The sequence below is a fragment of the Streptomyces sp. NPDC002773 genome, assembly GCF_040295605.1.
Lineage (GTDB): Bacteria > Actinomycetota > Actinomycetes > Streptomycetales > Streptomycetaceae > Streptomyces.
Genome location: NZ_JBEOVO010000010.1, coordinates 1 through 24,611 on the forward strand (window position 1 = coordinate 1; position 24,611 = coordinate 24,611).

Below are 24,611 nucleotides of genomic sequence, written 5' to 3' on the forward strand. Positions count from 1 at the left end.
ATCCGACAGGATCAACTCGGCCTTCGGCCGCCCAGTACGTGCCACCGGCCAAGCTTATACATCTGAACAGAATTCCCGACTCAGAAGACTAGGGCGTGTCGAGGAGGTGGAGGCGGTGGGCCAGGGCGGCGGCCTCGCCGCGGCCGGAGACGCCCAGCTTGGCGAGGATGTTGGAGACGTGGACGCTGGCCGTCTTGGGTGAGATGAACAGTTCCTCGGCGATCTGGCGGTTGGTGCGGCCGGCCGCGACCAGGCCCAGGACGCCCTGTTCCCTGGGGGTGAGACCGAAGGTGTCGTCGGCGGGCTCGGCCGGGCCCTGAGGTTGCTTCTCGGGGGTCAGGGAGAGGCGGGCGCGGGCGGCGAGGAGTTCCACGTCCTCGCGGAGCGGGCGGGCGCCGAGGTCGCCGGCGGCGGCGTGGGCCTCGCGGAGCAGGGCCGTGGCCTCCTCGCGGCGGCCGCCCTCGACGAGCAGGGCGTCGGCGAGGCGGTGGCGGGCGCGGGCCAGCTGGGCGGGGCGTTCCAGCGGTTCGTAGGCGGCGACGACCTCGGCCCAGCCGGCGGCGGACTCGCGGCCCTCGGCGCGGGCGAGCTCCTCGGAGACCTGTCGGGCGTAGGCGGCCCAGACGGGGGCGGGGGCGGCGAGGCCGCGGACGCAGCGGCGGATCGCGGCGAGTGCCTCGGCGCGGCCCTCGTCGGCGGCGGGCAGCCCCCGGCTGTCGGCCTCGGCGGTGACGGCGGTGAGGACGAGCGGCCAGCCGTAGCGGTGGGTGCTGGGCGGGAAGCCGGCCTGTTCGGCGGCGGCCAGCTGGCTGCGGACGTCGGCGACGCGCCCCTCGGCGGCGGCCACGGCGATGTCGACCTGGCCCATGGGCAGGGTGTACTGCGGGATCGGGTCGCGGGTGCCGTAGACGGCGCGGGCGTCGGCGAGGTGGCGGCCGGCCGCGTCGAGTTCGCCGCGGGCGACGGCGAGTTGGGCGAGGCGGAGGGAGGCGGAGCCGCGGGGCTTGGGGCTGGTCGACGAGCGGAGCAGCCGTTCGGCGGCCTCCTCGGTCTCGTCCCAGCGGCCGAGGGAGAAGAGGGACTCGGCCCGGTTGGCCTCGATCCAGCCGACGCTTTCGACGAGGCCGTAGGAGCGGGCGAGGCGGATGCCGGTGTCGGAGAGTTCGACGGCCTCGCGGGAGCGGCCGAGGGCTTCCAGGGAGGAGGCGATGTTGATGTGGGCGCGGGCGGTCTCGGTGTACTGGCCGATGGCCTTGGTCCGTTCCCGTACCGCGTGCATCTCGGCGAGACCGGCCTCGGCGTCGCCCGCCCCGGCCATGAGGGTGCCGAGGGTGAGCCGGGCGTTGAGTTCGGTGGACTCGGCCTTGACGTGCCGGGCGTACTCGACGGCGCGTTCCGCGGCGGCGATGGCCTCGGGGCCGGGGTTGCGGAGCATGCCCCAGCCGGCGGCGCCGACGAGGACCCTGGCGTGGACGGCGGAGGGCGGAAGGCCCTTGACGAGTTCCTGGGCGCGGGCGATCTCCTGCCAGCCGTCGCCCCGGCCGAGGTTGGACTGGAGGCGGGCCTTCTCGGTCCAGAACCAGGCGGCGCGGAGGGGGTCGCTCTCCTCCGCGCTGCCGAGGCGGCGCAGCGCCGTCTTGCCTATCTTCAGGGCGCGTTCGCGGTCGCCGCTGAGGCGGGCGGCGACCGCGGCCTCGGCGAGCAGGTCGAGGTAGCTGAGGGCGGTGGTCTCGGGGTCGCAGCCGCAGGGAGGGTAGGCCTCGGCGTAGTCCATGGGCCGGAGCGAGCGGCGGGTCTCGGCGGGGGCCTCGTCCCAGAGTTCCATGGCCCGTTCGAGGAGGCGGAGCTGTTCGGCGTAGGCGTGGCGCTTGCGGGTCTCGACGGAGGCGCGGAGGACAGCGGGCAGGGCCTTGGCCGGGTCGTGCGCGTGGTACCAGTACGTGGCGAGCCGGGTGGCGCGCTCGTCGGCCCGGACGAGCCCCGGGTCGGCCTCCAGGGCTTCGGCGTAGCGCCGGTTGAGGCGGGAGCGTTCGCCGGGGAGCAGGTCGTCGCTGACGGCCTCGCGGACGAGGGAGTGGCGGAAGCGGTAGCCGTCGCCGTCGGGGACGGCGAGCAGGAGGTTGGCGCCGACGGCGGCCCGGAGCGCCTCGATCAGTTCGTCCTCGGTGAGCCGGGCGACGGCGGCGAGCAGGCCGTACTCGACGGTGGAGCCGCCTTCGGCGACGATCCTGGCGACCCGCTGGGCGTCTTCGGAAAGCATCTCGACCCGGACGAGCAGGAGGTCGCGCAGGGAGTCGCTGAGCTGGCCGGGGGCGCAGCCCGCCTCGTGGGAGACGACGAGTTCCTCGACGAAGAAGGCGTTGCCGTCGGAGCGCTCGAAGACCTCTTCGACGAGGCCCGGGTCGGGTTCGGCGGCGAGGATGCCGGTGAGCTGGCGGTGCACCTCGACGCGGGTGAAGCGGGCGAGTTCGATGCGGCGGATGGTGCGGAGCCGGTCGAGTTCGGCGAGGAGGGGGCGCAGCGGGTGGCGGCGGTGGATGTCGTCGGCGCGGTAGCTGGCGACGACCACGATCCGGCCGCGGCGGAGGGTGCGGAGGAGATAGGTGAGGAGGTGCCGGGTGGAGGCGTCGGCCCAGTGCAGGTCTTCGAGGACGAGCACGATCGTACGGTCGGCGGCGAGCCGTTCCAGGAGTCGTACGGTGAGTTCGAAGAGGCGGGCGGTGGAGTCCTCGTCGGAGGAGTCGTGGCTTCCGGGGTCGCCCAGTTCGGGCAGCAGGCGGGCGAGTTCGCCCTCCTGGCCGTCGGCGGCCTCGGTGAGTTCGTCGGGGAGCCGGCGGCGGAGCGAGCGCAGTGCGGTGGCGAAGGGGGCGAAGGGCAGCCCGTCGGCGCCGAGTTCGACGCAGCCGCCGAGGGCGACGACGGCGCCCCGGCCGTAGGCCGTGTCGAGGAACTCCTCGATCAGCCGGGTCTTGCCGACCCCGGCCTCACCGCCGACGAGCAGGGCCTGGGGCTCTCCCGCGGCCGCGCGGGAGAGCGCCTCGGTGAGGGCGGTGAGTTCGCCGGCGCGGCCGACGAACACGGGGCTGACTGACCTGGTCTCCACGGCGCCGAGCATCGCACAACCGTCCGTACGTTCGCTCATAAGGGGGTCACGCGGCCCGGACGAAACGGCCGCGGCCCTCGCCGCTCACCCGCCCCTCCGGGTCCTGGCTCCCGCTGCGGCGGCCGAAGCGGCGCAGGCCCCGGGCGGAGCCGGCCGACTCGGCGGCCTCGTGGGACAGACGCTGGGCGGCGGCCTCGCGGACGAGCTGGGCGTGGTTCATGCGGTGGAGTTCGTACTCGAACATCGGGATGCTCCCTGGTCTTCTCGGTTTCGGTATCGCTTCCTGCGATGCCTCTACTGTCGTTTCCCAGGGGGTGCGGCCACATCGGGCGAGTTCCGCATGTTCGGCGTACGGGGGGCCTTAGGCGGGGCCTAGGGGGTCCTTAGGCGGTCTCAGGATCCGGCGGTGGGGAGGCTCAGGAACAGGTCGAAGTAGGTACCCGCCGACAGGAGCAGTCCGAGGCCGCCCAGGACGGCGCCGGCGACGGCGACCGCGCGGACCCAGGCGGGGCGCCCAGGAAGGATGAGCACGAGGACGGCGACGAGCAGGGCGACGAGCGCGAAGACGCCGTTCACCAGGGCGGTGCTGTGCCAGGCGTCGCCGTAGATCTCGGAGATCTGCTGGGCCGGGGTGCCCGCTCCGGAGGTCTTGATCTGCCCGATGAGGGTCTCGCGCTCGGAGACGACCTTTCCGGTCCAGGTGCCGGTCAGTGCGACGGCCCCGAGGGCGGCGGAGACCACGGCCGCGGCGGCGCCGCCGATGCCGGCGGAAACGGGGGCGGCGGCCGCCTCCGCTTCCGCCGACAGCTCGTCCTCCGAGTCGTCCGCGTCCTCGTCCTCGTCCTCGTCCGCGTCCGCGTCCGCGTAAGTCTCGTCCGCGTGTGCCTCGTCCGCTCCGGCCGTACCGGGGGCGTCGAGCGGCTCCGCCGCGGTCCCGGCGTCCGCCCCGGCCGCGCTTTCCGCGCTGTCGGCGTTGGCCGCGCTCTCCGCGCTCTCCGCGCTGTCGGCGGGCTTCTCTGTCGTCGTCTTGGTGTCCATGCGGCGCACGCTAGGCGGCGCACATGAGAGGCGCCTTAAGACGCCTCGGCCTTCGCCGCGCGCCACTCCGGGGCGAGGACGGCCCAGAGTTCCGTGTCCGCGCGGGTGCCGCGGTGCGGGTAGTTCTCGCGCAGGACGCCCTCCCGCGTCATGCCCAGTCGGCGGGCGACGGCGATGCTCGGCTCGTTCTTCGCGGAGGCGCGCCATTCGACGCGGTGGATGCCGCGCTCCTCGACCGCCCAGTCGATGATGACCCGGCAGGCCCGGGTGATCAGGCCCTTCCCGGCGGCGGAGGGTTCCAGCCAGCAGCCCGCCTCCGCCCTCCCGGCCGCCACGTCCATGGTCCGGAAGAGGACGCCGCCGACGAGCGTGCCCCCGTCCCAGATGCCGTAGATGCGTCCGGTGTCGGTCGCGGCCTTCTCGGCGTACGAGCGGAGGAAGGAGCGGGCCGAGTCCAGGTCGGTGGCGTAGTCCGGCAGGACGATGTGCTGCCCGATGAAGTCCCGTCCCCGGTCCATGTGGGTCAGGAACTCCTCGGCCTGCCAGGGCTCCAGGGGCCTCAGCTCGGCGCCGTCGTCACCCAGCGGTATCGCGAACATCGTCGTTCCTCTCCTCCACGGCCGGTACCGTCACGCACTGCGTAGGGATCTTCGCACGCGCGTCGGCGGCCTCGCGGCTCTCGGGAGGTTCGATGCTGATCCGGGGCAGCAGCCGGTCGAGCCGGCGCGGCAGCCACCAGTTCGCGCCGCCGAGGAGGTGCATGAGCGCGGGGACGAGGAGGGTGCGGAGTACGAAGGCGTCGAGGGCGACGGCCGCCGCGAGCGCGATGCCGAACATCGCGATGACCCGGTCGCCGGAGAGGACGAAGGCGAGGAAGACGGCGATCATGATGACGGCGGCGGAGTTGATCACGCGGCTGGTCTCGGCCAGGCCGACCCGGACCGCCCGCCGGTTGTCGCCGGTCTCCAGCCACTCCTCGTACATCCGGCTGACCAGGAAGACCTGGTAGTCCATGGAGAGTCCGAAGAGGACGGAGACCATGATCACCGGCAGGAAGGGTTCGATCGGTCCGGCGCTGCCGAGGCCGAGGAGCTCGCTCCCCCAGCCCCACTGGAAGATCGCCACGACCACGCCGAAGGCCCCGGCGACGGCGAGGACGTTCATGGCGGCCGCCTTGAGCGGGATGCCGATCGAGCGGAAGGCGAGCAGGAGCAGCAGGCAGCCGAGTGCGATGACGACCCCGACGAAGAGCGGGAGCTTGCCGATGATGATCTCGGCGAAGTCGTCGTACGAGGCGGTGACGCCGCCGACGTGGACGTCGAGGGAGGTGCCGGCCTCGGCCTTCGGGAGGACGTCCGTACGGAGCCGGTCGACGAGCTCGCTGGTGGCCTTGGACTGGGGCGAGGAGTCGGGGACGACGGTGAGGACGGCGGTGTCGCCCGGGCTGTTGTAGGCGACCGGGGAGACGGAGGCGACCCCGCGGGTGGCGGCGAGCGCGGCCGGCAGCTGGTCGAGGGCGACCCGGTCGTCGGCGCCGTCGAGCCCGGCGACGAGGGTGAGGGGGCCGTTGACGCCGGGCCCGAAGCCGTCGGCGATCAGGTCGTACGCCTTCCGCGTGGTCGCGGTGGCCGGGTTGTTGCCCTGGTCGGAGGTGCCGAGGTGGAGCGAGAACGTGGGCAGCGCCAGGACGCCCATGACGACGACGGCGACAAGCCCGAGGAGCTTCGGGTGCCGCTCGACGAAGGCGGACCAGCGGGCGGCGAAGCCGGTGGGCAGCTCGGGCTGCGGCCCGTGCTCGGCGAGCGTCCGGCGTTCGCGCCGGGACAGGGCGCGCATGCCGATGAAGGAGAGCAGTGCCGGAAGGAAGGTGACGGAGGCGGCGACCGTGAGGACGACGGTGAGGGAGGCGGCGATGGCGACGCCGTTAAGGAAGCCGAGCCGCAGGATCAGCATGCCGAGGAGGGCGATGCAGACGGTGGCCCCGGCGAAGACGACGGCACGGCCGGTGGTGGCGACGGCGGTCTCTGCGGCCTCCGCGACGGACAGGCCGCGTTTCAGGCCTCTGCGGTGCCGGGTGACGATGAAGAGGGCGTAGTCGATGCCGACGCCGAGGCCGACGAGCATGCCCAGCATGGGGGCGAAGTCGGCGACGGTCATCAGATGGCCGAGGAGCACGATCCCGGAGTACGCGATGCCGACGCTGACGAGCGCGGTCGCGATCGGGAGCGCGGAGGCGGCGAGGGAGCCGAAGGCGAGGAAGAGGACGACGGCGGCGACGGCGACGCCGACGACTTCGGCGATGTGCCCGCCGGGGGCCTCGGTGAGGGCGACGGCGCTGCCGCCGAGCTCGACGGAGAGCCCCTCGGCCTCGTTCGCGGCGGCCTTGGCCGTGTCGACGAGGGCGCGTGCCTGCGCCTGGGGGATGTCGTCGGCCTGCTCGCGGAAGGCGACGGTGGCGTAGGCGGTGTGCCCGTCCTCGCTGATCCGGCCCTGGAGGTCGCCGTACGGCGAGACCACGGCGGCGATGCCGGGCAGCCCGGCGACCTCGTCGAGCATGGCGCTGGTCCGCTGCTCGACGGCGTCCGCGCGGACGCTGCCCCGGTCGGTGTGCCAGACGATGGTGACGCTGTCGCCGCCGAGGCCGTCGAAGCCGCGGTCGAGGAGGGCGGTGGCACGGCCGGACTCGGTGCCGGGGACCTCGTAGTCGTTGGAGTACGCGCTGCCGGCGACGGCCGCCGCGGTGCCGACCCCGACGAGGGCGACGAGCCACAGGAGGACGGCGACGAGGCGGTGCGTGACGCACCACCGTGCGATGGCTGCCAAAGGACGTGCTCCCTGGGTGGTTCGTGGCTCTTTCACGGGAACGGCCCGAAAAGAACGCATGACCTACATGGGGCCCACTGTGACAGCCGAACGTGATCGTTTGCCCGTTTCGTGTCGATACTCACAGGCATGCCCGGGGGTTCGGGACGGAAGTCCCGGCCCCCGGGCACAACAGCTCAGCCGGAGACGCTGGCGCGCCCGTTCTCGATGTGCCCCATGAGCCGGCGGCGGAAGCCGCCGGCCGCGGTCACCTCGACGTCGTACCAGCCGTGCGCGTCGGAGGCCGAGTGCACGACGGTACGGGTCTTCCCCGGCTTCACGGTGACGGTACGGGTCCAGTCGGCGAGGTCGTCCTCGTCCACGTACCCGAGCGGCCTCACCGTGAAGGCGAGCGGCGCGGATCCGGTGTTCCGTACGGTGAGATGCAGGTCACGGTCGTGGTGGTCGATCCGCGAGGCGAGCTCGGCGCCGCCCGTCGCGGGGCCCTCGAACTCGCGGCGGAAGCCGTTGGGGCCGGTGATCGTGAAGCGGTAGTGACCGCCCGGTACGGGGACGGTCCACTCCCCCGTACCCCTGACGTCCGTGTGCTGCGGGACGGCGAACTCGCCCGCGTACGGGTAGAGCGCGAAGTGCGCGCTCGCCTTCCCCCGGTTGCTGAGCGCGACCGTCACCGATCCGGCGCCGGTCGTCGCGGACGCGTCCGGCTGGTACGGCAGCGGGCGGGCGCGGCGGACGCCGGGCTCCTGCGCCGGCATCTGCTGGACGGCCGGGGGCTGGGGGCGCCAGCGGCCGGAGAAGGGCGGGATCGGGCCGGGCTGCTCGACCTCGGGCTGCCGGTGGCCGCGCTTGAAGTCGAAGGCGGAGGTGAGGTCGCCGGTGACGGCGCGGCGCCAGGGGGTGATGTTGGGCTCCTGGATGCCCGTGAGCTGCTCCAGGAAGCGGATCACCGAGGTGTGGTCGAAGGTCTCGGAGCAGACGTAGCCGCCGACGGACCAGGGGGAGACGACGAGCAGCGGGACGCGGATGCCGAGGCCGGTGGGCAGCCCCTTCCAGCGCTCGTCCGTGTTGTCCGCGGGCGGGACGGGCGGCGGCACGTGGTCGAAGAAGCCGTCGTTCTCGTCGTAGTTGATCAGGACGACGGTGTGCCGCCAGACGTCCGGGTGGGCGCCGAGGGCGTCGAGCACCTTGTAGACGAGGGTCGCGGAGGCGATCGGCGAGGAGGAGCCGGGGTGCTCGGAGTCGATCGCGGAGGGCACGAGGTACGAGACCTCGGGGAGGGTGCCGGCGGCGACGTCGGCGCGGAAGGCGTCGGCGAGGGTGCCGGACTCGACGCGGCGCAGTCCGCGCTCGAAGAGGGAGCGCTCGGCCTCCGTGAGGGTGGCGACGCCCTCCTCCAGGAGGCCGAGGAGGCGGGTGCGCTCGGCGGCGTCGTCGGTGTCGCGGACGGCGGCGTAGAAGGACTCCATGAAGGTGTGCCCGCCGGTCTTCGCGAGCGCCTTGCGGGCGATCTTCTTGAAGCTGGTGAAGAACTCGATGTTGTTGTCGGTGAAGTTCTCCCACTCCGTGTACGTCTTCCAGCTCCGCCCGGCGGCTTCGAGGCGCTCGGCGTAGGTGGGCCAGCCGTAGCCCGGGTGGGTGCCCTCGGCGTACGCGGCGTTGGTGACGGCCCGGCTGCCGTCGGCCTCGAAGCCGGTCCAGCCGGACCAGAGATGGTTGCGGTTGGGGCTCGTCGAGGTGTGGACGGACGAGTGGTAGGCGTCGCAGATCGTGAAGGTGTCGGCGAGCTCGTAGTGCAGGGGGATGTCCTGCCGGTCGTAGTACGCCATGGTGGCGGCGGTCTTGGCCGAGACCCATCCGTCCATCCAGCCGCCGCGCCAGGCCTTGCCGCCGCCGCTCCAGGAGTGGTCGAGGTCCCCGATGTACTGGAGGTCCTTCTTCTGCGTCTCGGCGGCGCCGCGGATCGGGAAGGGCAGCACGGTCCGGCCGAGCGCGGCGGGCTGCTCGAACACCGGCTTGCCAGAGGGGAGCTCGACGGCGTTGCGGTCGCCGAATCCGCGGACGCCGCGGAGGGTGCCGAAGTAGTGGTCGAAGGAACGGTTCTCCTGCATCAGGACCACCACGTGCCGGACCGCCGACATCCCCCCGGCCGGGGGCTCCGCGGCCATCGCGGCCTGCAACGACGGCGGCAGCAGCGAGCCGGCGGCGGCGACACCGAGGGCGCCTCCGCCCAGGGCGAGGAGCCTTCGGCGGGACAGCTCGGGGGGCAGCTCGCGGGACATCTCGGGGGACTTCGCGGGGGACAAGACCGACCTCCAGTCGACGGCCAATGGTTCGCCTTCGAGCCATTGGGTGGTACGCCGGGGACGGTAGTGAGGCCGGATGACGCGGGGAAGACCCGGTGCGGGCCGGGTGGTGAACGTCCAATACCCGGCGACGGGAGTCCAAGCGCGATCAAGCCGGGTCGATCTTGGTCACGTACCGTCGGTGCGGGTGGAGCTGGGTACCGTGGGAGTACGGAACGTCCCTTGGAGGCACCATGTCCGCCCGGCCCACCGAGCACTCCTCCCGCCCGGCCCAGAGCGGGGCGGACATGCCGCTGCGGACGCTGGGCGACATAAGAGCGGCGCTGCGGGCCGGGCGGGGCTTCCCGGGGGACCGCGAGGACTTCGAGCTCGACCTGACGCGGGCGCTTGAGAACTCGACGGAGACGGACCTCTCGGCGGTGGCGGCGGTGATGGTCGACTACCGGGGGCGGGTGCGGCTCTACTCGGACCCGGAGTTCGATCTGGCCATGCAGGAGGGCGTGGAGCTGGCCATGCGGATCAAGCGAGAGGCCGCCGAGTCGTGAGCGACATCCCTCCGATCGCCGTCGCGGTCGTCAGTCAGCGCGTCTCGGAACGCCTGAAGGAGCTGGGCCATGTGGCCGCCGCAGCGGTCGAAGACCTGCGGCGCGAACTCGAACAGGGCCCCCGGGTCGGGATCCGTCGCGACGGTCCGCAGAACCGCCACGGCGGCGTGGCCTACAAGACGTGGCTGGAGCCACGTCCGGGCATGCCAGGCCTGGCAGTCGCCTACGTCTATGTGGCGACCCCCCTCCCTCCCGTGATGGTCATCATCTCCGTCGTCCCCGACGACTCCCCGGAACCCGCCTGACACCAGGCCCCGCCCGCCCCCGAGCCCCGGTCGAACTCGCACCAGACGAGTTTGCCGGGGTTCCGCTCCCCCACGCCCCAGCGGTCCGCCAGGGCCGCGACGAGGAGGAGGCCGCGGCCGGACTCGTCGGCGGGTTCGCGCAGGGCCGGGACGCCGTCGCCGCTGTCGTGGACCTCGACGCGGAGACCTCCGGCGGTCCGGCAGAGGTGGAGCGCGTAGCCGCGGCCGGGCGGGACGCCGTGGAGAAGGGCGTTGGTGGCGAGCTCGCTCACGCACAGGAGCACGTCGTCCGCACGGGCGTCCAGGTCCCATGCGGCCAGGACCTTGCGCGTGAAGTCCCGGGCAAGTGGGACGGATCGCCGCTCACGACGGAAGAACGCCTGGTGACGGAAGGTGAGTTGATCGGTCATGGTGGCACGGGCCGAACTGCCCTTTCTCGCAATCCAGATCATCCCGAAGAAACGCACCACGCACGCCGGGCTCGACGGCCCCATGGTGCTCATCGAGACACCCGATCACACCCATCTCGCCTACATCGAGGGACAGCGCGTCAGCTTCCTCATCGACGACCCCGACGAGGTCGGCATCCTCCAGCGGAAGTATGGAATGCTGCGATCACAGGCCCTGACGCCGGAAGAGACCATGGGCCTGCTGGATCGTCTGGCAGGAGAGACATGAGCTCGACAGCACTTTCGTGGTTCAAGTCCAGCTACAGCGGCAGCGAGGGCGGCAACTGCCTCGAAGTCGCCTACGACTGGCGCAAGTCCAGCCACAGCGGCGACGAGGGCGGTGCCTGCGTCGAGGTCGCCGCCCACCCCGCCGCCGTGCACGTCCGCGACTCCAAGCTCGCCGACGGCAGCCCCGTCTTCGCCGTCTCCCCCACCGCCTGGAGCGCGTTCGTCGCGGAGGTCTCGTGATAGAGGAGTCGCTGACGGCCCTGGCCGCCGCCGGCGGCGGGGCCGTCGTCGCCGCCATGGCCACGGACGCCTGGCAGGTCACCCGGGACGGGGTCGTCCGGCTGTTCCGAGGGCGGGCCGAGGTCGAGGGGCGGCTCGACGAGGACGCCGCCCTCGTCGCCGGGGCCGAGGACACCGACGAGGCCCGGCAGGCGCTCGTGCCCGCATGGGCGCTGCGGCTGCGCGCCCTCCTCACCGAGCACCCGGAGTACGCCGACGAGCTGCGCGCGCTGATACGGGACACCCCGGGCGGACAGCACTCCGTGCAGCACAACACCGCCCACGACAACGGGCTCGTCTTCGGGGTCCAGCACGGGAACATCGTCTTCCACCAGAGCCCCGAGCCCCGCCCGGACGCGTAGGCCATGACCGCCGAGCAGCACGTCACCGCGCATTCCGGGTACGCGTACGGCGTCATCGGCGCCGACATCCACGTGTTCGGCGACGGTTCGCCGGTCTATCTGCTCCAGAACTGGCGCCGTGCGCCCGCCGCCGACCCGGAGTGGTTACGGGAGTTACCGAGCCGGATGCTCAACTCGCGTTTCGAGGTCGTGCCGTTCACGGGGCGCGATGCCGAGCTGGCCGAGTTACGCGCCTGGCGCGACCGGGGGCCCCGGCTCGCCGTCCGCTGGATGCACGCGCCCGGCGGACAGGGCAAGACGCGCCTCGCCGCCCGATTCGCGGACGAGACCGCCTCCAGGACCGAGGGCGGCGGCTGGAGGGTCGTCGCCGCGACGAACGGCCCCGGATCCGTGCAGCCGCCGCCCGGCAGCCAGGACCTGACGCTCGACGGCCGCGAGGGCGTCCTCCTGGTCGTCGACTACGCGGACCGCTGGCCGCTCACCCACCTCACCTGGCTCTTCAGCAACGCCCTGCTCCACCGGCCCGGGGTACGGGCGCGCGTGCTGCTGCTCGCCCGTACCGCCGACGCCTGGCCCGCCGTCCGCGCATCGCTCGCCAACCTCCAGGCCGGGACGAGCAGCATGCCCCTCGCGGACCTCCCCGACGGCGCCGAGATGTACGGGGCCGCCCGCGACGCCTTCGCCGTACGGTACGGAGTCCCCCCGACCGCGCCCGAGCCCCCGCCCCCGTACGGGCTGACCCTGGCCCTCCACATGGCCGCCCTCGTCTCCGTCGACGCGCAGGCGCACGGGCGCCGCCCGCCCACCGGTCTCGCCGGTCTGAGCGTCTATCTCCTCGACCGGGAACACCTGCACTGGGGCACGCTCTTCGCGCGCGGCGACGGGCGGTACGCGACTCCGCCGCCGGCCATGAACCGGACCGTCTTCGCCGCCGCGCTCACCGGGGCGCTCGACCGGTCCAGCGGGTCGGCCGTCGTGGCGGGACTCGGGACCGGCGAGTCCGCCGGGCCCTCCCCGGGGGCCTCCCCTGGCACCTCCCCCGAGCTCTCCCCCGGCCGGGTCCTCGACGACCACGCCTTCTGCTACCCGGCCGCCGAACCCGAGCGGGACACCGTCCTGGAGCCGCTCCTCCCCGACCGGCTCGCCGAGGACTTCCTCGCCCTCACGCTCCCGGGGCACGGCGCCGACTACCCCGCCATGGACTGGGCCCCGGACGTCACCGCCCGCCTGCTCGGGCCGCACGCCGAGCGCGCCGTCACCTTCCTGGCCGCCGCCGCGCAACGCTGGCCGCACCTCGGACCCCGGCACCTCTACCCGCTCCTCGCCGCCGAGCCCGGCCTCGCGCTCGCCGCCGGTGGTGCCGCCCTGAGCGCGCTCGCCACCCTGGACGACGTACCGATGCCACTCCTCACAGCCGTCGAGGCCCGCTTCCCGGTCCACCGCCAGGTGGACCTCGACGCGGGCATCGCCGCCGTCACGCGCCGGATCGTCGACGGACTGATCGCCCTCGACGACTCTCCCGGCACCCGAGCGACGGGGTACTACCGCCTCAGCTCCCGCCTCCTGAACGCCGGCCTCCTCGACCAGGCCCTGGCGGCGGCCGAACAGGCCCTCGCCGCGCACGAGGAACTCTCCGACGACGTTCCCGCGCTGGCCACCGCGCTCATGCGGTTCGGCCACTGCCTGGCCCTGACCGGGCGGCCCGAGGAGGCGGTGGCAGTGACCGAGGAGTCCGCCGCCCTGTTCGGGCGGCTCGCCGAGGCCGAGCCGGCGGGGTGGGAGGGGATGTACGCGGGGGCCCTCAACGACCTGGGCATCTGGCTGTCCATGCTCGGCCGGGACCACGAGGCCCTGGCCCTGGGCGAGCGGTCGGTCGCCGCCTGGCGCCGGATCGTCGCCGCCGACCCCGTACACGAGGAGCATCTGGCCGGCGCCCTGCACGGTCTCGGCAACTACCTCTCGACGCTCGGCCGTTGGCCGGAGGCCGCCGATGCCACCGGTGAGGCGGTGCGGATCCGGCTGCGGCTGGCCGAGCAGGACCCCGCCGCCCACCGGCCCGACCTCGCCCGCTCGCTCACCAATCACGCCAACCATCTGGCCGCCCAGGGGCGGCGGGCCGAAGCCCTTGAGCTGTCAGGGCAGGCGGTGACCGTCCTGCGCGCCCTCGCCCGCGTCAACGCCGCCGCGCACGAACCGGACCTCGCCCTCGCCCTGAACAGCCTGGGCGTCGACCTCGCGGAGGCCGGACGGATGCCCGAGGCCGTGGACGCGACGGCCGACGCCGTCGCGATCCTGCGCCGACTCGCCTCGGGCAACCTGGCCGCCCACTCCCGAGGGCTCGCGCAGTCGCTGTCGAACCTGGCCCATCTCCTGCTGGACGTGGGCCGCCCGGCCGAGGCCCTGGCCGCCGCCGAGGAGGCCGTCTCCCTCCGCGAGCACCTGTACGCCGAACGACCGGACCCGAACCGGGCGGATCTGGCCCAGACGCTCTCCAACCTGGGCATGTCCCTGGAGGCGGCCGGGCGGCGGGCCGAAGGGCTCGCCGCGACCCGGCGGTCCGTGGAGCTGTACCGCGCGGCGCTCGACGGCAACCCCGCCGCGTACGCCTTCGACCTGGCCCGGGTCCTCAACAACCTGGGACGTTTCCTCGCGCTCGACGGGCGCTGGGAGGAGGCGCTCGCGCCGGTCGTCGAGGCCATCGGCCTCGCCGAGCGGTCCGCCGCCGCCAACCCGCCCGCGTACGGAGAGCTCCTCACCCACCTGCGCCGCACCAGGGACGGCTGTCTGCGGATGCTGGGCCGTCCGGCGGCGCGTTGACCTGAGGCACCCCTGAACGGCAAGCTGACCGTCTGTCAATCACTGTGCCCGGGGGGGAACTTGAGCAACACGGCACACCACATCGGGCCCGACTCCGCTCCTGACCGGTACCGGCTCCTCCGGTCCATCGGCCGGGGCGGCGAGGCCGTGCTCTATCTCGCGGAGATCGAGCTGGCCGGCGGCACCGAACCCGTCGTCGTCAAGGTGCTCGACTCCAAGACGACGATCACGCCCGAGGTCTTCGAGCGGATCAGCCAGAAGTGGAACGAGCAGGCCGAGCTGCTGCGCTTCGTCCACCGGCCCGGCGTCGTCGGTGTACGCGAGCACTTCCAGGGGCCGCCGATCCACCGGCCCGGCGAGTCCGGGACCATCACCGGCCGCGCCCTCGTACTCGTCATGAACCACGTCGACGGACTCGACCTGCGCGACTGGCGGGCCGAACGCACCCTCGCCGCGCCCGGCGAGCGGCGCGAGGTGATGCGGACCCTGGAGCAGCTCGCGGACGTCCTGGACTGGCTGCACTCCGGCAAGGCCACCCCCTCCGGGCGGACCGTCGTCCACGGCGACCTCTCCCCCGGCAACGTCATGGTCGACGAGCACGGGCAGGCGACCCTCGTCGACTTCGGCCTGAGCAAGCTGACCGCCGACCACCAGACGGCCGAGGTGTGGTTCACCCCCGGCTACGCGGCCCCGGAGATCTTCGAGGGCAAGCGCACCCCGAGCACCGACCGCTACGCCTTCGGTGCCATCGCCTACTTCCTGCTCAGCGGGCAGTCCCCGCCGGCCGCGCCCGAGCAGCTGGTCGCCGCGTTCCGCGCGCTGCCGCAGATCGCGGGGCTTCCGGAGGAGCAGCGGGACCGGGTCCTGAGCATCGCCGCCGCCGACGCGGCCCGGCGGCCGCTGTCCCTGTCGGCCTGGGTGAAGGACGTGCGGCACGGGGTGGTGTCCACGACGACCTCGCGCCCGGCGTCCGTCAGGGACGCGGTGCCGCCGGCTCCGTCGGTCCCGCCCGCACAGCCCTCGGTGCCGCCGCGGCCCGCGACCCCGCCGCCTGCCCCGGTGGCGGCGCCGGTCGTGGCCGCGCCCGTCGTGGCACCTCCGGTGGCCGCGCCGCCGGTCGTGGCGCCCCAGCCGGCCACCGAGTCCCGGTCGGCCGCCGAGTCCCAGCCGGTGGCCCCGCCGCCGACCGTCGCCACGCCCGTCGCGGCCCCGGTCGGCGGCTTCGGTCCCCCGGCGTCGGATCCCGGCCGGACCGCTCCCGGCTCCTCCCCCGAGCGGCGCCGCCGCAAGGGCCCGCTGATCGGGGCCGTCGTCGGGATCGTCGTGATCGCCGTCCTCGCGGTGATCGGCGTCCAGCTGCTCGGCGACAAGAACGAGGGCGGGAAGGGAGGCGAGGCAGGGCCGCCCGCCACGAGCGCCTCCGTCGCGCCGGTGACGAACGAGCCCACCACCGACGCTCCGACGGAATCGACGGAGCCCACGGCCACACCGACGACCGACGAACCGACGGCGGAGCCGACCGACGCCCCGGCCACGGACCCGGGCGGGTCCGCGACCCCGACGGACGACCCCGGGACCGTACCGGACGCACCCACCGCCGACCTGACCACCCTCGCCTCCATCAGCGACCCCGACAGCTTCTCCGTCGGCACCGCGAAGATCGACACCAAGGAGTACGGGGCCGCCCTCATCGGCGACTGCTACAACGGCGCCTACGTCGAGTACGACCTCAACCGCGAGTGGACCTGGTTCGACTTCACCGCCGGCATCGACGACGGCTCGAACATCGAGACCGCCCGGATCATCGTCTCCGTGGACGACCAGCCCGCGCTCTTCAACGAGACCGTGGACCTCGGCACACCGATCACCAAGTCGTTGAAGATCGAGGGCGCGCTGCGGCTCCGCCTCAAGGTGGAGGAGACCTGCACCGACGAGGGCAGCGGCGTCATCGCCGCCCCCGTCCTCAGGCGCTGACCCCACCCGCGTACGCGAACGGCCCCGCACCGGAACTCCGGTGCGGGGCCGTCCCCATGACGTACGGGAAGAAGAGGCTCAGCCCTCGCTGACGCCCAGCTTCTCCAGGATCAGGTCCTTGACCTTCGCCGCGTCCGCCTGACCGCGGGTCGCCTTCATGACCGCGCCGACCAGGGCGCCGACCGCCGCGACCTTGCCGCCGCGGATCTTGTCGGCGATGGCCGCGTTGCCCGCGATGGCCTCCTCGACCGCCGCGCCGAGCGCGCCGTCGTCGGAGACGACCTTCAGTCCGCGCTTCTCGACGACCGCGTCCGGGGTGCCCTCGCCGGCGAGGACGCCCTCGATGACCTGACGGGCCAGCTTGTCGTTGAGGTCACCGGAGGCGACCAGGGCCGAGACCCGGGCCACGTCGGCCGGGGTGATGGCCAGCTCTTCGAGGGAGACGCCCTGCTCGTTGGCGTTACGGGCGAGCTCGCCCATCCACCACTTGCGGGCCGAGGCCGCGTCCGCGCCCGCCTCGATCGTGGCGACGATCGCCTCGACCGCGCCCGCGTTGAGGATGGACTGCATGTCCAGCTCGGACACGCCCCACTCCTCGCGCAGCCGGTTGCGGCGCACCCGCGGCAGCTCGGGAAGGCCCTTGCGGAGCTCCTCGACCCACTCGCGGGCAGGGGCCACCGGCACCAGGTCGGGCTCCGGGAAGTACCGGTAGTCCTCGGCGTTGTCCTTGATGCGGCCGGAGGTGGTGGAGCCGTCGTCCTCGTGGAAGTGACGGGTCTCCTGCACGATCGTGCCACCGGAGGAGAGCACGGCCGCGTGGCGCTGGATCTCGAAGCGCGCCGCCCGCTCCACCGAACGGAGCGAGTTGACGTTCTTCGTCTCCGAGCGGGTGCCGAACTTCTCCCGGCCGTGCGGCCGCAGCGACAGGTTCACGTCGCAGCGCATCTGGCCCTTGTCCATGCGCGCGTCGGAGACACCGAGGGCGCGGATCAGCTCGCGCAGCTCGGCGACGTACGCCTTGGCGACCTCGGGGGCCCGCTCGCCCGCGCCCTCGATCGGCTTGGTGACGATCTCGATGAGCGGGATGCCGGCCCGGTTGTAGTCCAGCAGGGAGTGGGACGCGCCGTGGATACGGCCGGTGGCGCCGCCGACGTGCAGCGACTTGCCGGTGTCCTCCTCCATGTGGGCGCGCTCGATCTCCACGCGGAAGATCTCGCCGTCCTCCAGCTGGACGTCCAGGTAGCCGTTGAAGGCGATCGGCTCGTCGTACTGGGAGGTCTGGAAGTTCTTCGGCATGTCCGGATAGAAGTAGTTCTTCCGGGCGAAGCGGCACCAGTCGGCGATCTCGCAGTGCAGCGCGAGGCCGATCTTGATGGCGGACTCGACGCCGATCGCGTTGACGACGGGCAGCGAGCCGGGCATGCCGAGGCAGGTCGGGCAGGTCTGCGAGTTCGGCTCCGCGCCCAGCTCGGTCGAGCAGCCGCAGAACATCTTCGTCTTGGTACCCAGCTCGACATGGACCTCGAGGCCCATGACGGGGTCGTACTCGGCGAGCGCCGCTTCGTACGACAGCAGTTCAGTGACAGTCACGGTGAGACTTTCCCTCTCAGCCCAGCAGGACGTCGTCGTCGCCCAGGCGCTTCAGCTCCCGGTAGAGGATCGCCAGGCCGGTCACGATGGCGGCGGCGGAGACCGCGGCGTCGACGAGCCGCAGCATGTCGCCGTCGCCGCGGGCCAGCTTCGCCTGCTTGGCGACGCTGACGGCGCCGAACGCGGTGGTCGCCAGCGACACGTACACGCCGGTCTTCGACTTCTTGAAGTTCTTGGCCTTCTTTGCCATGGCACTCACAGCGACGGAGCCTCCTCAAGCAGCGGGTGTCCCCACTTTTCCACGAAGGCGGCCTCGACGGCGGCGCCGACCTTGTAGAGCCGGTCGTCCTTCATGGCGGGGGCGATGATCTGCAGGCCGACCGGGAGACCGTCCTCGGGCGCGAGGCCGCAGGGCAGCGACATGGCGGCGTTGCCGGCCAGGTTGGTCGGGATCGTGCACAGGTCCGCGAGGTACATGGCCATCGGGTCGTCGGCGCGCTCGCCGATCGGGAAGGCGGTGGTGGGGGTCGTCGGGGAGACGATCACGTCCACCTGCTCGAAGGCCTGCTCGAACTCACGGGTGATGAGCGTACGGACCTTCTGCGCCGAGCCGTAGTACGCGTCGTAGTAGCCGGAGCTCAGCGCGTACGTACCGAGGATGATGCGGCGCTTGACCTCGTCGCCGAAGCCGGCCTCACGGGTGAGGGCGGTGACGTCCTCGGCCGACCGGGTGCCGTCGTCGCCGACGCGCAGGCCGTAGCGCATGGCGTCGAAGCGGGCCAGGTTGGAGGAGCACTCGGACGGCGCGATCAGGTAGTACGCCGAGAGGGCGAGGTCGAAGGTCGGGCAGTCCAGCTCGACGACCTCGGCGCCCAGCGACTTGAGCAGCTCGACGGACTCGTCGAAGCGCTGCACGACACCGGCCTGGTAGCCCTCGCCGCGGAACTGCTTGACGACGCCGACGCGCATGCCGGCGACCGAGCCGTTGCGCGCGGCCTCGACGACCGGCGGGACCGGGGCGTCGATGGAGGTCGAGTCCAGCGGGTCGTGCCCGGCGATGGCCTCGTGGAGGAGGGCCGCGTCCAGGACCGTACGGGCGCAGGGGCCGCCCTGGTCGAGGGAGGAGGAGAAGGCCACCATGCCGTAGCGGGAGACACCGCCGTAGGTCGGCTTGACGCCGACGGTGCCGGTGACGGCCGCGGGCTGGCGGATGGAGCCGCCGGTGTCCGTGCCGATGGCGAGGGGCGCCTCGTACGCGGCGAGGGCGGCGGACGAGCCGCCGCCGGAGCCGCCGGGGATCCGGGTCAGGTCCCAGGGGTTGCCGGTCGGGCCGTACGCGCTGTTCTCCGTGGAGGAGCCCATCGCGAACTCGTCCATGTTGGTCTTGCCGAGGATGACGACGTCGGCGGCCTTCAGGTTCTTGACCAGGGTCGCGTCGTACGGCGGGATCCAGCCCTCGAGGATCTTCGAGCCCACGGTCGTCGGCATGCCGGCCGTGGTGAAGATGTCCTTGAGCGCGAGCGGCACTCCGGCGAGCGGGCCGAGCTTCTCGCCGCGGGCGCGCTTCTCGTCGACGGCGCGGGCCTGGGCGAGCGCGCCCTCACGGTCGACGTGCAGGAAGGCGTGGACCTTCTCGTCGACGGCCTCGATGCGGGCGAGGTGGGCCTCCGTGACCTCGACGGCGGTCAGTTCGCCGGCGGCGATCTTCCCGGCGATCTCGGCCGCGGTGAGCTTGATGATGTTGTCCGTCATGACTGTTGGTCCTCCCCCAGGATCTGCGGCACCTTGAAACGCTGCTGCTCCTGGGCCGGGGCGCCGGAGAGCGCCTGCTCGGGGGTGAGCGACGGACGGACCTCGTCCGCGCGCATGACATTGGTCAGCGGCAGCGGGTGGGAGGTCGGCGGTACGTCTTGGTCGGCGACCTCGGAGACGCGGGCGACCGCGCCGATGATGTCGTCGAGCTGGCCGGCGAAGTGATCGAGTTCTTCGCCCTTCAGCTCCAGACGCGCCAGCCGTGCGAGGTGGGCGACCTCCTCGCGCGTGATGCCAGGCATGCGGATCCTCACGGGGTGAGCTTGATGGTGTGGCCCCATCCTATGGGGCCGGTGGCGCTGCCCGTGAAACGGTTTGCCCGGCGTCCGGCGCGCGCTACTGGACGACCTGTCCGGAGGGGTGGTCCAGGTCCAGTTCGGCCGCGAGGTCGGCGGGGCGGCGCCAGCCGTGCTCGCCGCGGGCCAGGAGCCAGGCGGTCGCCTCGGCGGGCGGCATCGCGGCGGCCACCAGCCAGCCCTGGACGGCGTCGCAGCCCAGGTCGCGCAGGCGCTCCCAGGTCTCGTCGTCCTCCACGCCCTCGGCGACGACGAGGAGGCCGAGGGAGTGGGCGAGGTCGACCGTGCAGCGGACGATCTCGGCGTCCTCGGTGTCGACGGCGAGCCGGGCGACGAAGGAGCGGTCGATCTTCAGTTCGCTGACGGGCAGCCGGCGCAGATGGACGAGGGAGGAGTAGCCGGTGCCGAAGTCGTCGAGGGACATCTTGACGCCGTGGCCGGTGAGGCCGTTGAGCGTGTCGGCGGCCCGCTGCGGGTCCTCCAGGAGGACGTGCTCCGTTATCTCCAGTTGGAGCGCTCCGGCCGGGACGCCGTGGCGGGCGAGGCGGGCGGCGACGGCGCCCGCGAAGCCGGGGGTGTGCACGTCGCGCGGCGAGACGTTGACGGCGACGGGGACGTCGAGGCCCTGGGCGCGCCAGCGGGCGACCTGGGCGAGGGCGGTCTCCAGGACGTACTCGGTGAGGTGGGGCATCAGGCCGGAGGACTCGGCGATGGCGATGAACTCGTCCGGCGGGACCTTTCCGCGCTCGGGGTGCACCCAGCGGACGAGCGCTTCGAGGCCGGCGACCTGGCCGTCGAACTGGACCTTGGGCTGGTAGTGGAGTTCGACGTCGCCGGCGTCGAGGGCGCGGCGCAGGTCGCCGAGGAGCCCGAGCCGGTCGGGCGTGTTGGAGTCGCGCTTGGACTCGTAGACCTCGACGCCGGTGCGGTCCCGCTTGGCCTGGTACATGGCGACGTCGGCGCGGCGCAGCAGCCCTTCGGCGTCGAGGGCGTGGTCGGGGAAGACGGCGACGCCGGCGCTGGCCTCCAGGACGAGGGTGAGTCCGTCGAGGTCGAGCGGCGAGGAGAGTTCGGCGACGAGGTGGCGGGCGACCCGCTGGGCGCTGGTGGTGGAGTCGGCGATGGGCAGCAGGACGGCGAACTCGTCGCCGCCGAGCCGGGCGGCCTCGGCGCCGCGGGGCAGCGCGAGGCGGAGCCGGTCGGCGATCTGGAGGAGCAGCCGGTCTCCGGCGAGGTGACCGAGGGTGTCGTTGACCGATCGGAAACGGTCGAGGTCGATCAGGACGAGGGCGGCGCGGGCGCCCTCCCCCTCGGCCTCCTCCAGGGCGGTCCAGGCCCGCTCCAGGAGCCACTGGCGGTTGGGGAGCCCGGTGAGCGGGTCGCGCAGCTGCTCCTCGGCGCGGGCGCGGGCGATCCAGAGGGTGGAGTCGAGGGCGATGAGGGGGACGGCGAAGAGCGGCAGCAGGACCGGCCGGGTGGCGGCGACGACGCAGATCAGCGGGGCGATGCCGAGCAGGGCGACGGCGACGAGGCCCTGCCGGAGGAGGGCGGTGCGGGCGATGGTGGGCAGACCGCGGCCCTGGGGGGCGAGCGTGTACCACAGGAGGATGCGGGTCACCACGAGATAGGCCCCCGCGGCGAGCACGACTTCCGGGAGGTCCCCGATGGTCCAGTCGAGGGGCTGCCAGGGCTGTTCGACGGTGGGTACGTCTCCGAAGAGGGCGAGCACGAGGGCGGCGGCGGCGACTCCGATGACGTCGGCGGCGCCGTGCAGCAGGCCCTGCCGCCAGCGGTGCCGGCGGGCGGCGCCGACGAGGGCGACCACGGTCAGCGAGACGAGCCCGGCGGGCACCCAGCCGTACAGGAGCAGCACGGCGAGGGTGAGGGCGGCGCCGGAGCCGGTGCCGCCCCACCAGCGGTCGCGGCCGAGGGCGACCAGATGGCCGACGATGAGGCCGGTGAGGACGGCGAGGGCCCCGCCGGCGACGCCGCCGGGGAAGAGGCCGTGGCCGGTGCTCAGGGCTTGCTGGAGCCCTGCGACGAGCACGACGGCGGCGATGCCCACCACGGCTGCGGGCAGCCGGGAGGTGAAGCCCAGGGGGACCGCACGGCCGGTTGGCCGTGGGACCGGGGCGGCGCTCTCGGTCGGTTCCATTCCCGTCCCTCTCACAGGCGGCGGTGCCGTCGGTGTGCGACGGCCGCGGTGGCGCGGCCGTCCGTCGTCCGGCCGTCCGTCGCACGGCCGCCGTCGGGCGGTCGTGTCTCGTGTCGACGCGGCCTTCGTCCTGTCGACGGGGCCGTTGTCCTGGCGCCACGACCGGCAGGGCCCTCGGGCGGCCGTGCAGGACGAGACGCACGGTCACCACACTAGGCCGCCGAGGGCTTCGACGGGCAGCGCTCTCCTTGTCTTGCCCGAATGCGACCCGGCCACCCGTAACGATCTGGTATGCGCCGAACGGGTGACCTTCGCGGGGAGTCCGGGCTCCTAGCCGGCGACCGGGACGGCGACCTCCCGGGCGGCCTCGGGTCCCTGTTCGAGCAGGACCGCGAAGCCGTCCTCGTCCAGAACCGGAACCTTCAGCTGCATCGCCTTGTCGTACTTCGAACCAGGGTTCTCACCGACCACCACGAAGGCGGTCTTCTTCGAAACGGAACCGGTCACCTTCGCTCCGAGCCGCTGAAGGGACTCTTTTGCGCCATCCCTGGTGAACTTCTCCAGGGTGCCGGTCACCACGACCGTGAGACCTTCCAGCGGACGCGGCCCCACGTCCTCCCCGGCGCCCTCGTCCTCCAGGCTGACCCCGGCCGCACGCCACTTGCGCACGATCTCCCGGTGCCACTCCTCGGCGAACCACTGCTTCACCGCGGTCGCGATGATCCCGCCGACCCCGTCGACGGCCGCCAGCTCCTCCTCGCTCGCCTGCTCGATCCGCTCCAGGGAGCGGAACTCACGGGCCAGCGCCTCGGCCGCGACCGGTCCCACGTGCCGGATCGACAGCCCGTTGATGAAGCGGGCCAGCGGGCGCTCCTTGGCCGCCGCGATGTTCTCCAGCATGGCGAGCGCGTTCTTCTTCGGCTCGCCCTTCTGGTTGGCGAAGACCGTGACGATCTTCTCCTCGCCGGTCTTGGGGTCCCGCTTGGGCAGCCCGCTGCTCGGGTCGAGGACGTACGCCCTGATCGGGAGGAGCCGCTCGATGGTGAGGTCGAAGAGGTCGCCCTCGTCCACGAGCGGGGGCTCGGACGGCTCCAGGGGGCGGGTCAGCGCCGCCGCGGCCACCATCCCGAAGTTCTCGATGTCCAGGCACTGGCGCCCGGCCAGGAAGAAGAGCCGCTCGCGCAGCTGCGCCGGGCAGGTCCGGGCGTTCGGACAGCGGAGGTCGATGTCGCCCTCCTTCATCGGCTTCAGCGCCGTGCCGCACTCCGGGCACTCGGCGGGCATCACGAACTCCCGCTCGCTGCCGTCCCGCAGGTCCGCGACCGGCCCGAGGATCTCCGGGATGACGTCACCGGCCTTGCGCAGCACGACCGTGTCGCCGATCAGGACGCCCTTGGCCTTCACCACCTCCTGGTTGTGGAGGGTGGCGAACTCGACCTCGGAACCGGCCACGGTCACCGGCTCCACCTGCGCGTACGGCGTGACGCGACCGGTCCTGCCGACGCCGACCTTGATGTCGAGCAGCTTGGTGTTGACCTCCTCCGGCGCGTACTTCCAGGCGATGGCCCAGCGCGGGGCGCGCGCGGTGGAGCCGAGCCGGCCCTGGAGCGGGATCTCGTCGAGCTTGACGACGACCCCGTCGATCTCGTGCTCCACGGAGTGCCGGTTCTCCCCGAAGTACGCGATGAACTCCCGTACCTCGTCGAGCGAGCCGACCACCTTGTTGTGCCGGGCGGTGGGCAGGCCCCAGGCGCGCAGCAGCTCGTACGTCTCTGAGAGCAGGCTGATCTCGAAGCCCTCGCGGGCGCCGATGCCGTGCACCACCATGTGGAGCGGACGGGAGGCGGTGACCTTGGGGTCCTTCTGGCGGAGCGAACCCGCCGCCGCGTTCCGCGGGTTGGCGAAGGGCTTGTCGCCGGCCTCCACCAGCCGGGCGTTGAGCTCCTCGAAGGCCTCCATCGGGAAGTAGACCTCGCCGCGGATCTCCACGAGGTCCGGGACGCGGTCCCCGCGCAGCCGGTCCGGGATGTCGGCGATCGTCCGGACGTTGGGCGTGATGTCCTCGCCGGAGCGGCCGTCGCCGCGGGTGGCGGCCCGGACCAGCCGCCCGTGCTCGTACGTGAGGTTGACCGCGAGGCCGTCGACCTTCAGCTCGCACAGGTAGTGGAAGTCGGGGGTGCCGACGTCCCGCGCGATCCGCTCGGCCCAGGCGGCCAGCTCCTCGTCGTCGAAGGCGTTGTCGAGGGAGAGCATCCGCTCGCGGTGCTCGACGGAGGTGAACTCGGTCTCGTACTGTCCCGCGACCTTCTGGGTCGGGGAGTCCGGCGTCCGCAGCTCCGGGTACTCCTCCTCCAGCGCCTCCAGGGCGCGCAGGAGCGTGTCGAACTCGCCGTCGCTGATGACCGGCTGGTCCTTCACGTAGTACCGGAAGCGGTGCTCCTCGACCCGCTCGGCCAGATCGGCGTGCTTCTCCCGTGCCTCGGCGGGCAGGGCCCCCTGTTCGACTGCCACCTTCGTCCGTCCTCCCGTGCC

General features: G+C 72.8%; 19 protein-coding genes and 1 pseudogene. 7 read left to right on the top strand and 13 right to left on the bottom strand.

Translation table 11 applies throughout. From position 1 onward, the window contains the following. Window positions 1–88 precede the first annotated feature (88 nt). From ABT034_RS14955 to ABT034_RS14980, 6 genes are all read right to left on the bottom strand, one after another. Entirely contained in the window at window positions 89–3,142 is a 3,054-nt protein-coding gene (locus ABT034_RS14955) for a helix-turn-helix transcriptional regulator (protein WP_351215053.1), read from the bottom strand. 7 nt (window positions 3,143–3,149) lie between these two features. Next, complete coding sequence (locus ABT034_RS14960) at window positions 3,150–3,347, bottom strand: hypothetical protein (protein WP_351215055.1); 198 nt, start codon at window positions 3,345–3,347, stop codon at window positions 3,150–3,152. Window positions 3,348–3,496: 149 nt separating this feature from the next. Continuing rightward, on the bottom strand, window positions 3,497–4,141 hold the full coding sequence (locus ABT034_RS14965; protein WP_351215057.1) for a hypothetical protein: 645 nt from the start codon (window positions 4,139–4,141) through the stop codon (window positions 3,497–3,499). A 35-nt stretch (window positions 4,142–4,176) separates the two neighbouring features. Beyond that, on the bottom strand, window positions 4,177–4,740 hold the full coding sequence (locus tag ABT034_RS14970; RefSeq protein WP_351215059.1) for a GNAT family N-acetyltransferase: 564 nt from the start codon (window positions 4,738–4,740) through the stop codon (window positions 4,177–4,179). After that, window positions 4,718–6,964 carry an MMPL family transporter gene (locus ABT034_RS14975; RefSeq protein ID WP_351215061.1) on the bottom strand — a complete coding sequence of 749 codons (2,247 nt, stop codon included), beginning with the start codon at window positions 6,962–6,964 and terminating at the stop codon, window positions 4,718–4,720. Before ABT034_RS14975 ends, ABT034_RS14970 begins: the two co-directional genes overlap by 23 nt. Window positions 6,965–7,140: 176 nt before the next feature. Continuing rightward, a complete protein-coding gene (locus tag ABT034_RS14980) occupies window positions 7,141–9,243 on the bottom strand; it encodes a phosphocholine-specific phospholipase C (RefSeq protein ID WP_502972938.1) in 2,103 nt (700 codons plus the stop codon). A 257-nt stretch (window positions 9,244–9,500) separates the two neighbouring features. Between ABT034_RS14980 and ABT034_RS14985 the strand changes: the two genes are divergently transcribed. Further along, entirely contained in the window at window positions 9,501–9,812 is a 312-nt protein-coding gene (locus ABT034_RS14985) for a DUF6247 family protein (RefSeq protein ID WP_351215063.1), read from the top strand. After that, on the top strand, window positions 9,809–10,117 hold the full coding sequence (locus tag ABT034_RS14990) for a hypothetical protein (RefSeq protein ID WP_351215065.1): 309 nt from the start codon (window positions 9,809–9,811) through the stop codon (window positions 10,115–10,117). Before ABT034_RS14985 ends, ABT034_RS14990 begins: the two co-directional genes overlap by 4 nt. On the opposite strand, the gene ABT034_RS14995 is transcribed toward ABT034_RS14990, so the two are convergent. Further along, complete coding sequence (locus ABT034_RS14995; RefSeq protein WP_351215067.1) at window positions 10,042–10,527, bottom strand: ATP-binding protein; 486 nt, start codon at window positions 10,525–10,527, stop codon at window positions 10,042–10,044. The genes ABT034_RS14990 and ABT034_RS14995 overlap by 76 nt on opposite strands. A gap of 10 nt (window positions 10,528–10,537) precedes the next feature. On the opposite strand from ABT034_RS14995, the pseudogene ABT034_RS15000 reads away from it, so the two are divergent. From ABT034_RS15000 to ABT034_RS15020, 5 genes and pseudogenes are all read left to right on the top strand, one after another. Next, window positions 10,538–10,795: pseudogene (locus tag ABT034_RS15000) on the top strand (Scr1 family TA system antitoxin-like transcriptional regulator); the annotation flags it as partial. Continuing rightward, on the top strand, window positions 10,792–11,034 hold the full coding sequence (locus tag ABT034_RS15005; RefSeq protein ID WP_351215069.1) for a DUF397 domain-containing protein: 243 nt from the start codon (window positions 10,792–10,794) through the stop codon (window positions 11,032–11,034). The pseudogene ABT034_RS15000 and the gene ABT034_RS15005, both read left to right, overlap by 4 nt. Beyond that, window positions 11,031–11,435 carry a hypothetical protein gene (locus ABT034_RS15010; protein WP_351215071.1) on the top strand — a complete coding sequence of 135 codons (405 nt, stop codon included), beginning with the start codon at window positions 11,031–11,033 and terminating at the stop codon, window positions 11,433–11,435. Before ABT034_RS15005 ends, ABT034_RS15010 begins: the two co-directional genes overlap by 4 nt. Before the next feature lie 3 nt (window positions 11,436–11,438). Next, window positions 11,439–14,252, top strand: coding sequence for a tetratricopeptide repeat protein (locus ABT034_RS15015; protein WP_351215073.1), 2,814 nt, complete (start codon window positions 11,439–11,441; stop codon window positions 14,250–14,252). Between the two features lie 60 nt (window positions 14,253–14,312). Further along, the gene (locus tag ABT034_RS15020; protein WP_351215075.1) at window positions 14,313–16,226 is read left to right on the top strand and encodes a protein kinase domain-containing protein; all 1,914 of its coding nucleotides are present in this window, start codon (window positions 14,313–14,315) and stop codon (window positions 16,224–16,226) included. Window positions 16,227–16,304: 78 nt separating this feature from the next. Here the strand turns inward: ABT034_RS15020 and gatB are convergent, their stop codons facing one another. The 6 genes from gatB to ligA form a co-directional block, all read right to left on the bottom strand. Next, on the bottom strand, window positions 16,305–17,816 hold the full coding sequence (gene gatB, locus ABT034_RS15025; protein ID WP_351215077.1) for an Asp-tRNA(Asn)/Glu-tRNA(Gln) amidotransferase subunit GatB: 1,512 nt from the start codon (window positions 17,814–17,816) through the stop codon (window positions 16,305–16,307). Between the two features lie 16 nt (window positions 17,817–17,832). Beyond that, window positions 17,833–18,066, bottom strand: a complete 234-nt coding sequence (locus ABT034_RS15030; RefSeq protein WP_351215396.1) for a hypothetical protein — start codon at window positions 18,064–18,066, stop codon at window positions 17,833–17,835. A gap of 5 nt (window positions 18,067–18,071) precedes the next feature. After that, window positions 18,072–19,568: an Asp-tRNA(Asn)/Glu-tRNA(Gln) amidotransferase subunit GatA gene (gene gatA, locus ABT034_RS15035; RefSeq protein WP_351215079.1), complete on the bottom strand. Its 1,497-nt coding sequence runs from the start codon at window positions 19,566–19,568 to the stop codon at window positions 18,072–18,074. After that, a complete protein-coding gene (gatC, locus tag ABT034_RS15040) occupies window positions 19,565–19,870 on the bottom strand; it encodes an Asp-tRNA(Asn)/Glu-tRNA(Gln) amidotransferase subunit GatC (RefSeq protein WP_351215081.1) in 306 nt (101 codons plus the stop codon). The genes gatA and gatC overlap by 4 nt, the downstream gene beginning before the upstream one ends. Before the next feature lie 94 nt (window positions 19,871–19,964). After that, window positions 19,965–22,079 carry a putative bifunctional diguanylate cyclase/phosphodiesterase gene (locus ABT034_RS15045; protein WP_351215083.1) on the bottom strand — a complete coding sequence of 705 codons (2,115 nt, stop codon included), beginning with the start codon at window positions 22,077–22,079 and terminating at the stop codon, window positions 19,965–19,967. Between the two features lie 330 nt (window positions 22,080–22,409). After that, entirely contained in the window at window positions 22,410–24,590 is a 2,181-nt protein-coding gene (ligA, locus tag ABT034_RS15050) for an NAD-dependent DNA ligase LigA (protein WP_351215085.1), read from the bottom strand. Between the last annotated feature and the right edge of the window lie 21 nt (window positions 24,591–24,611).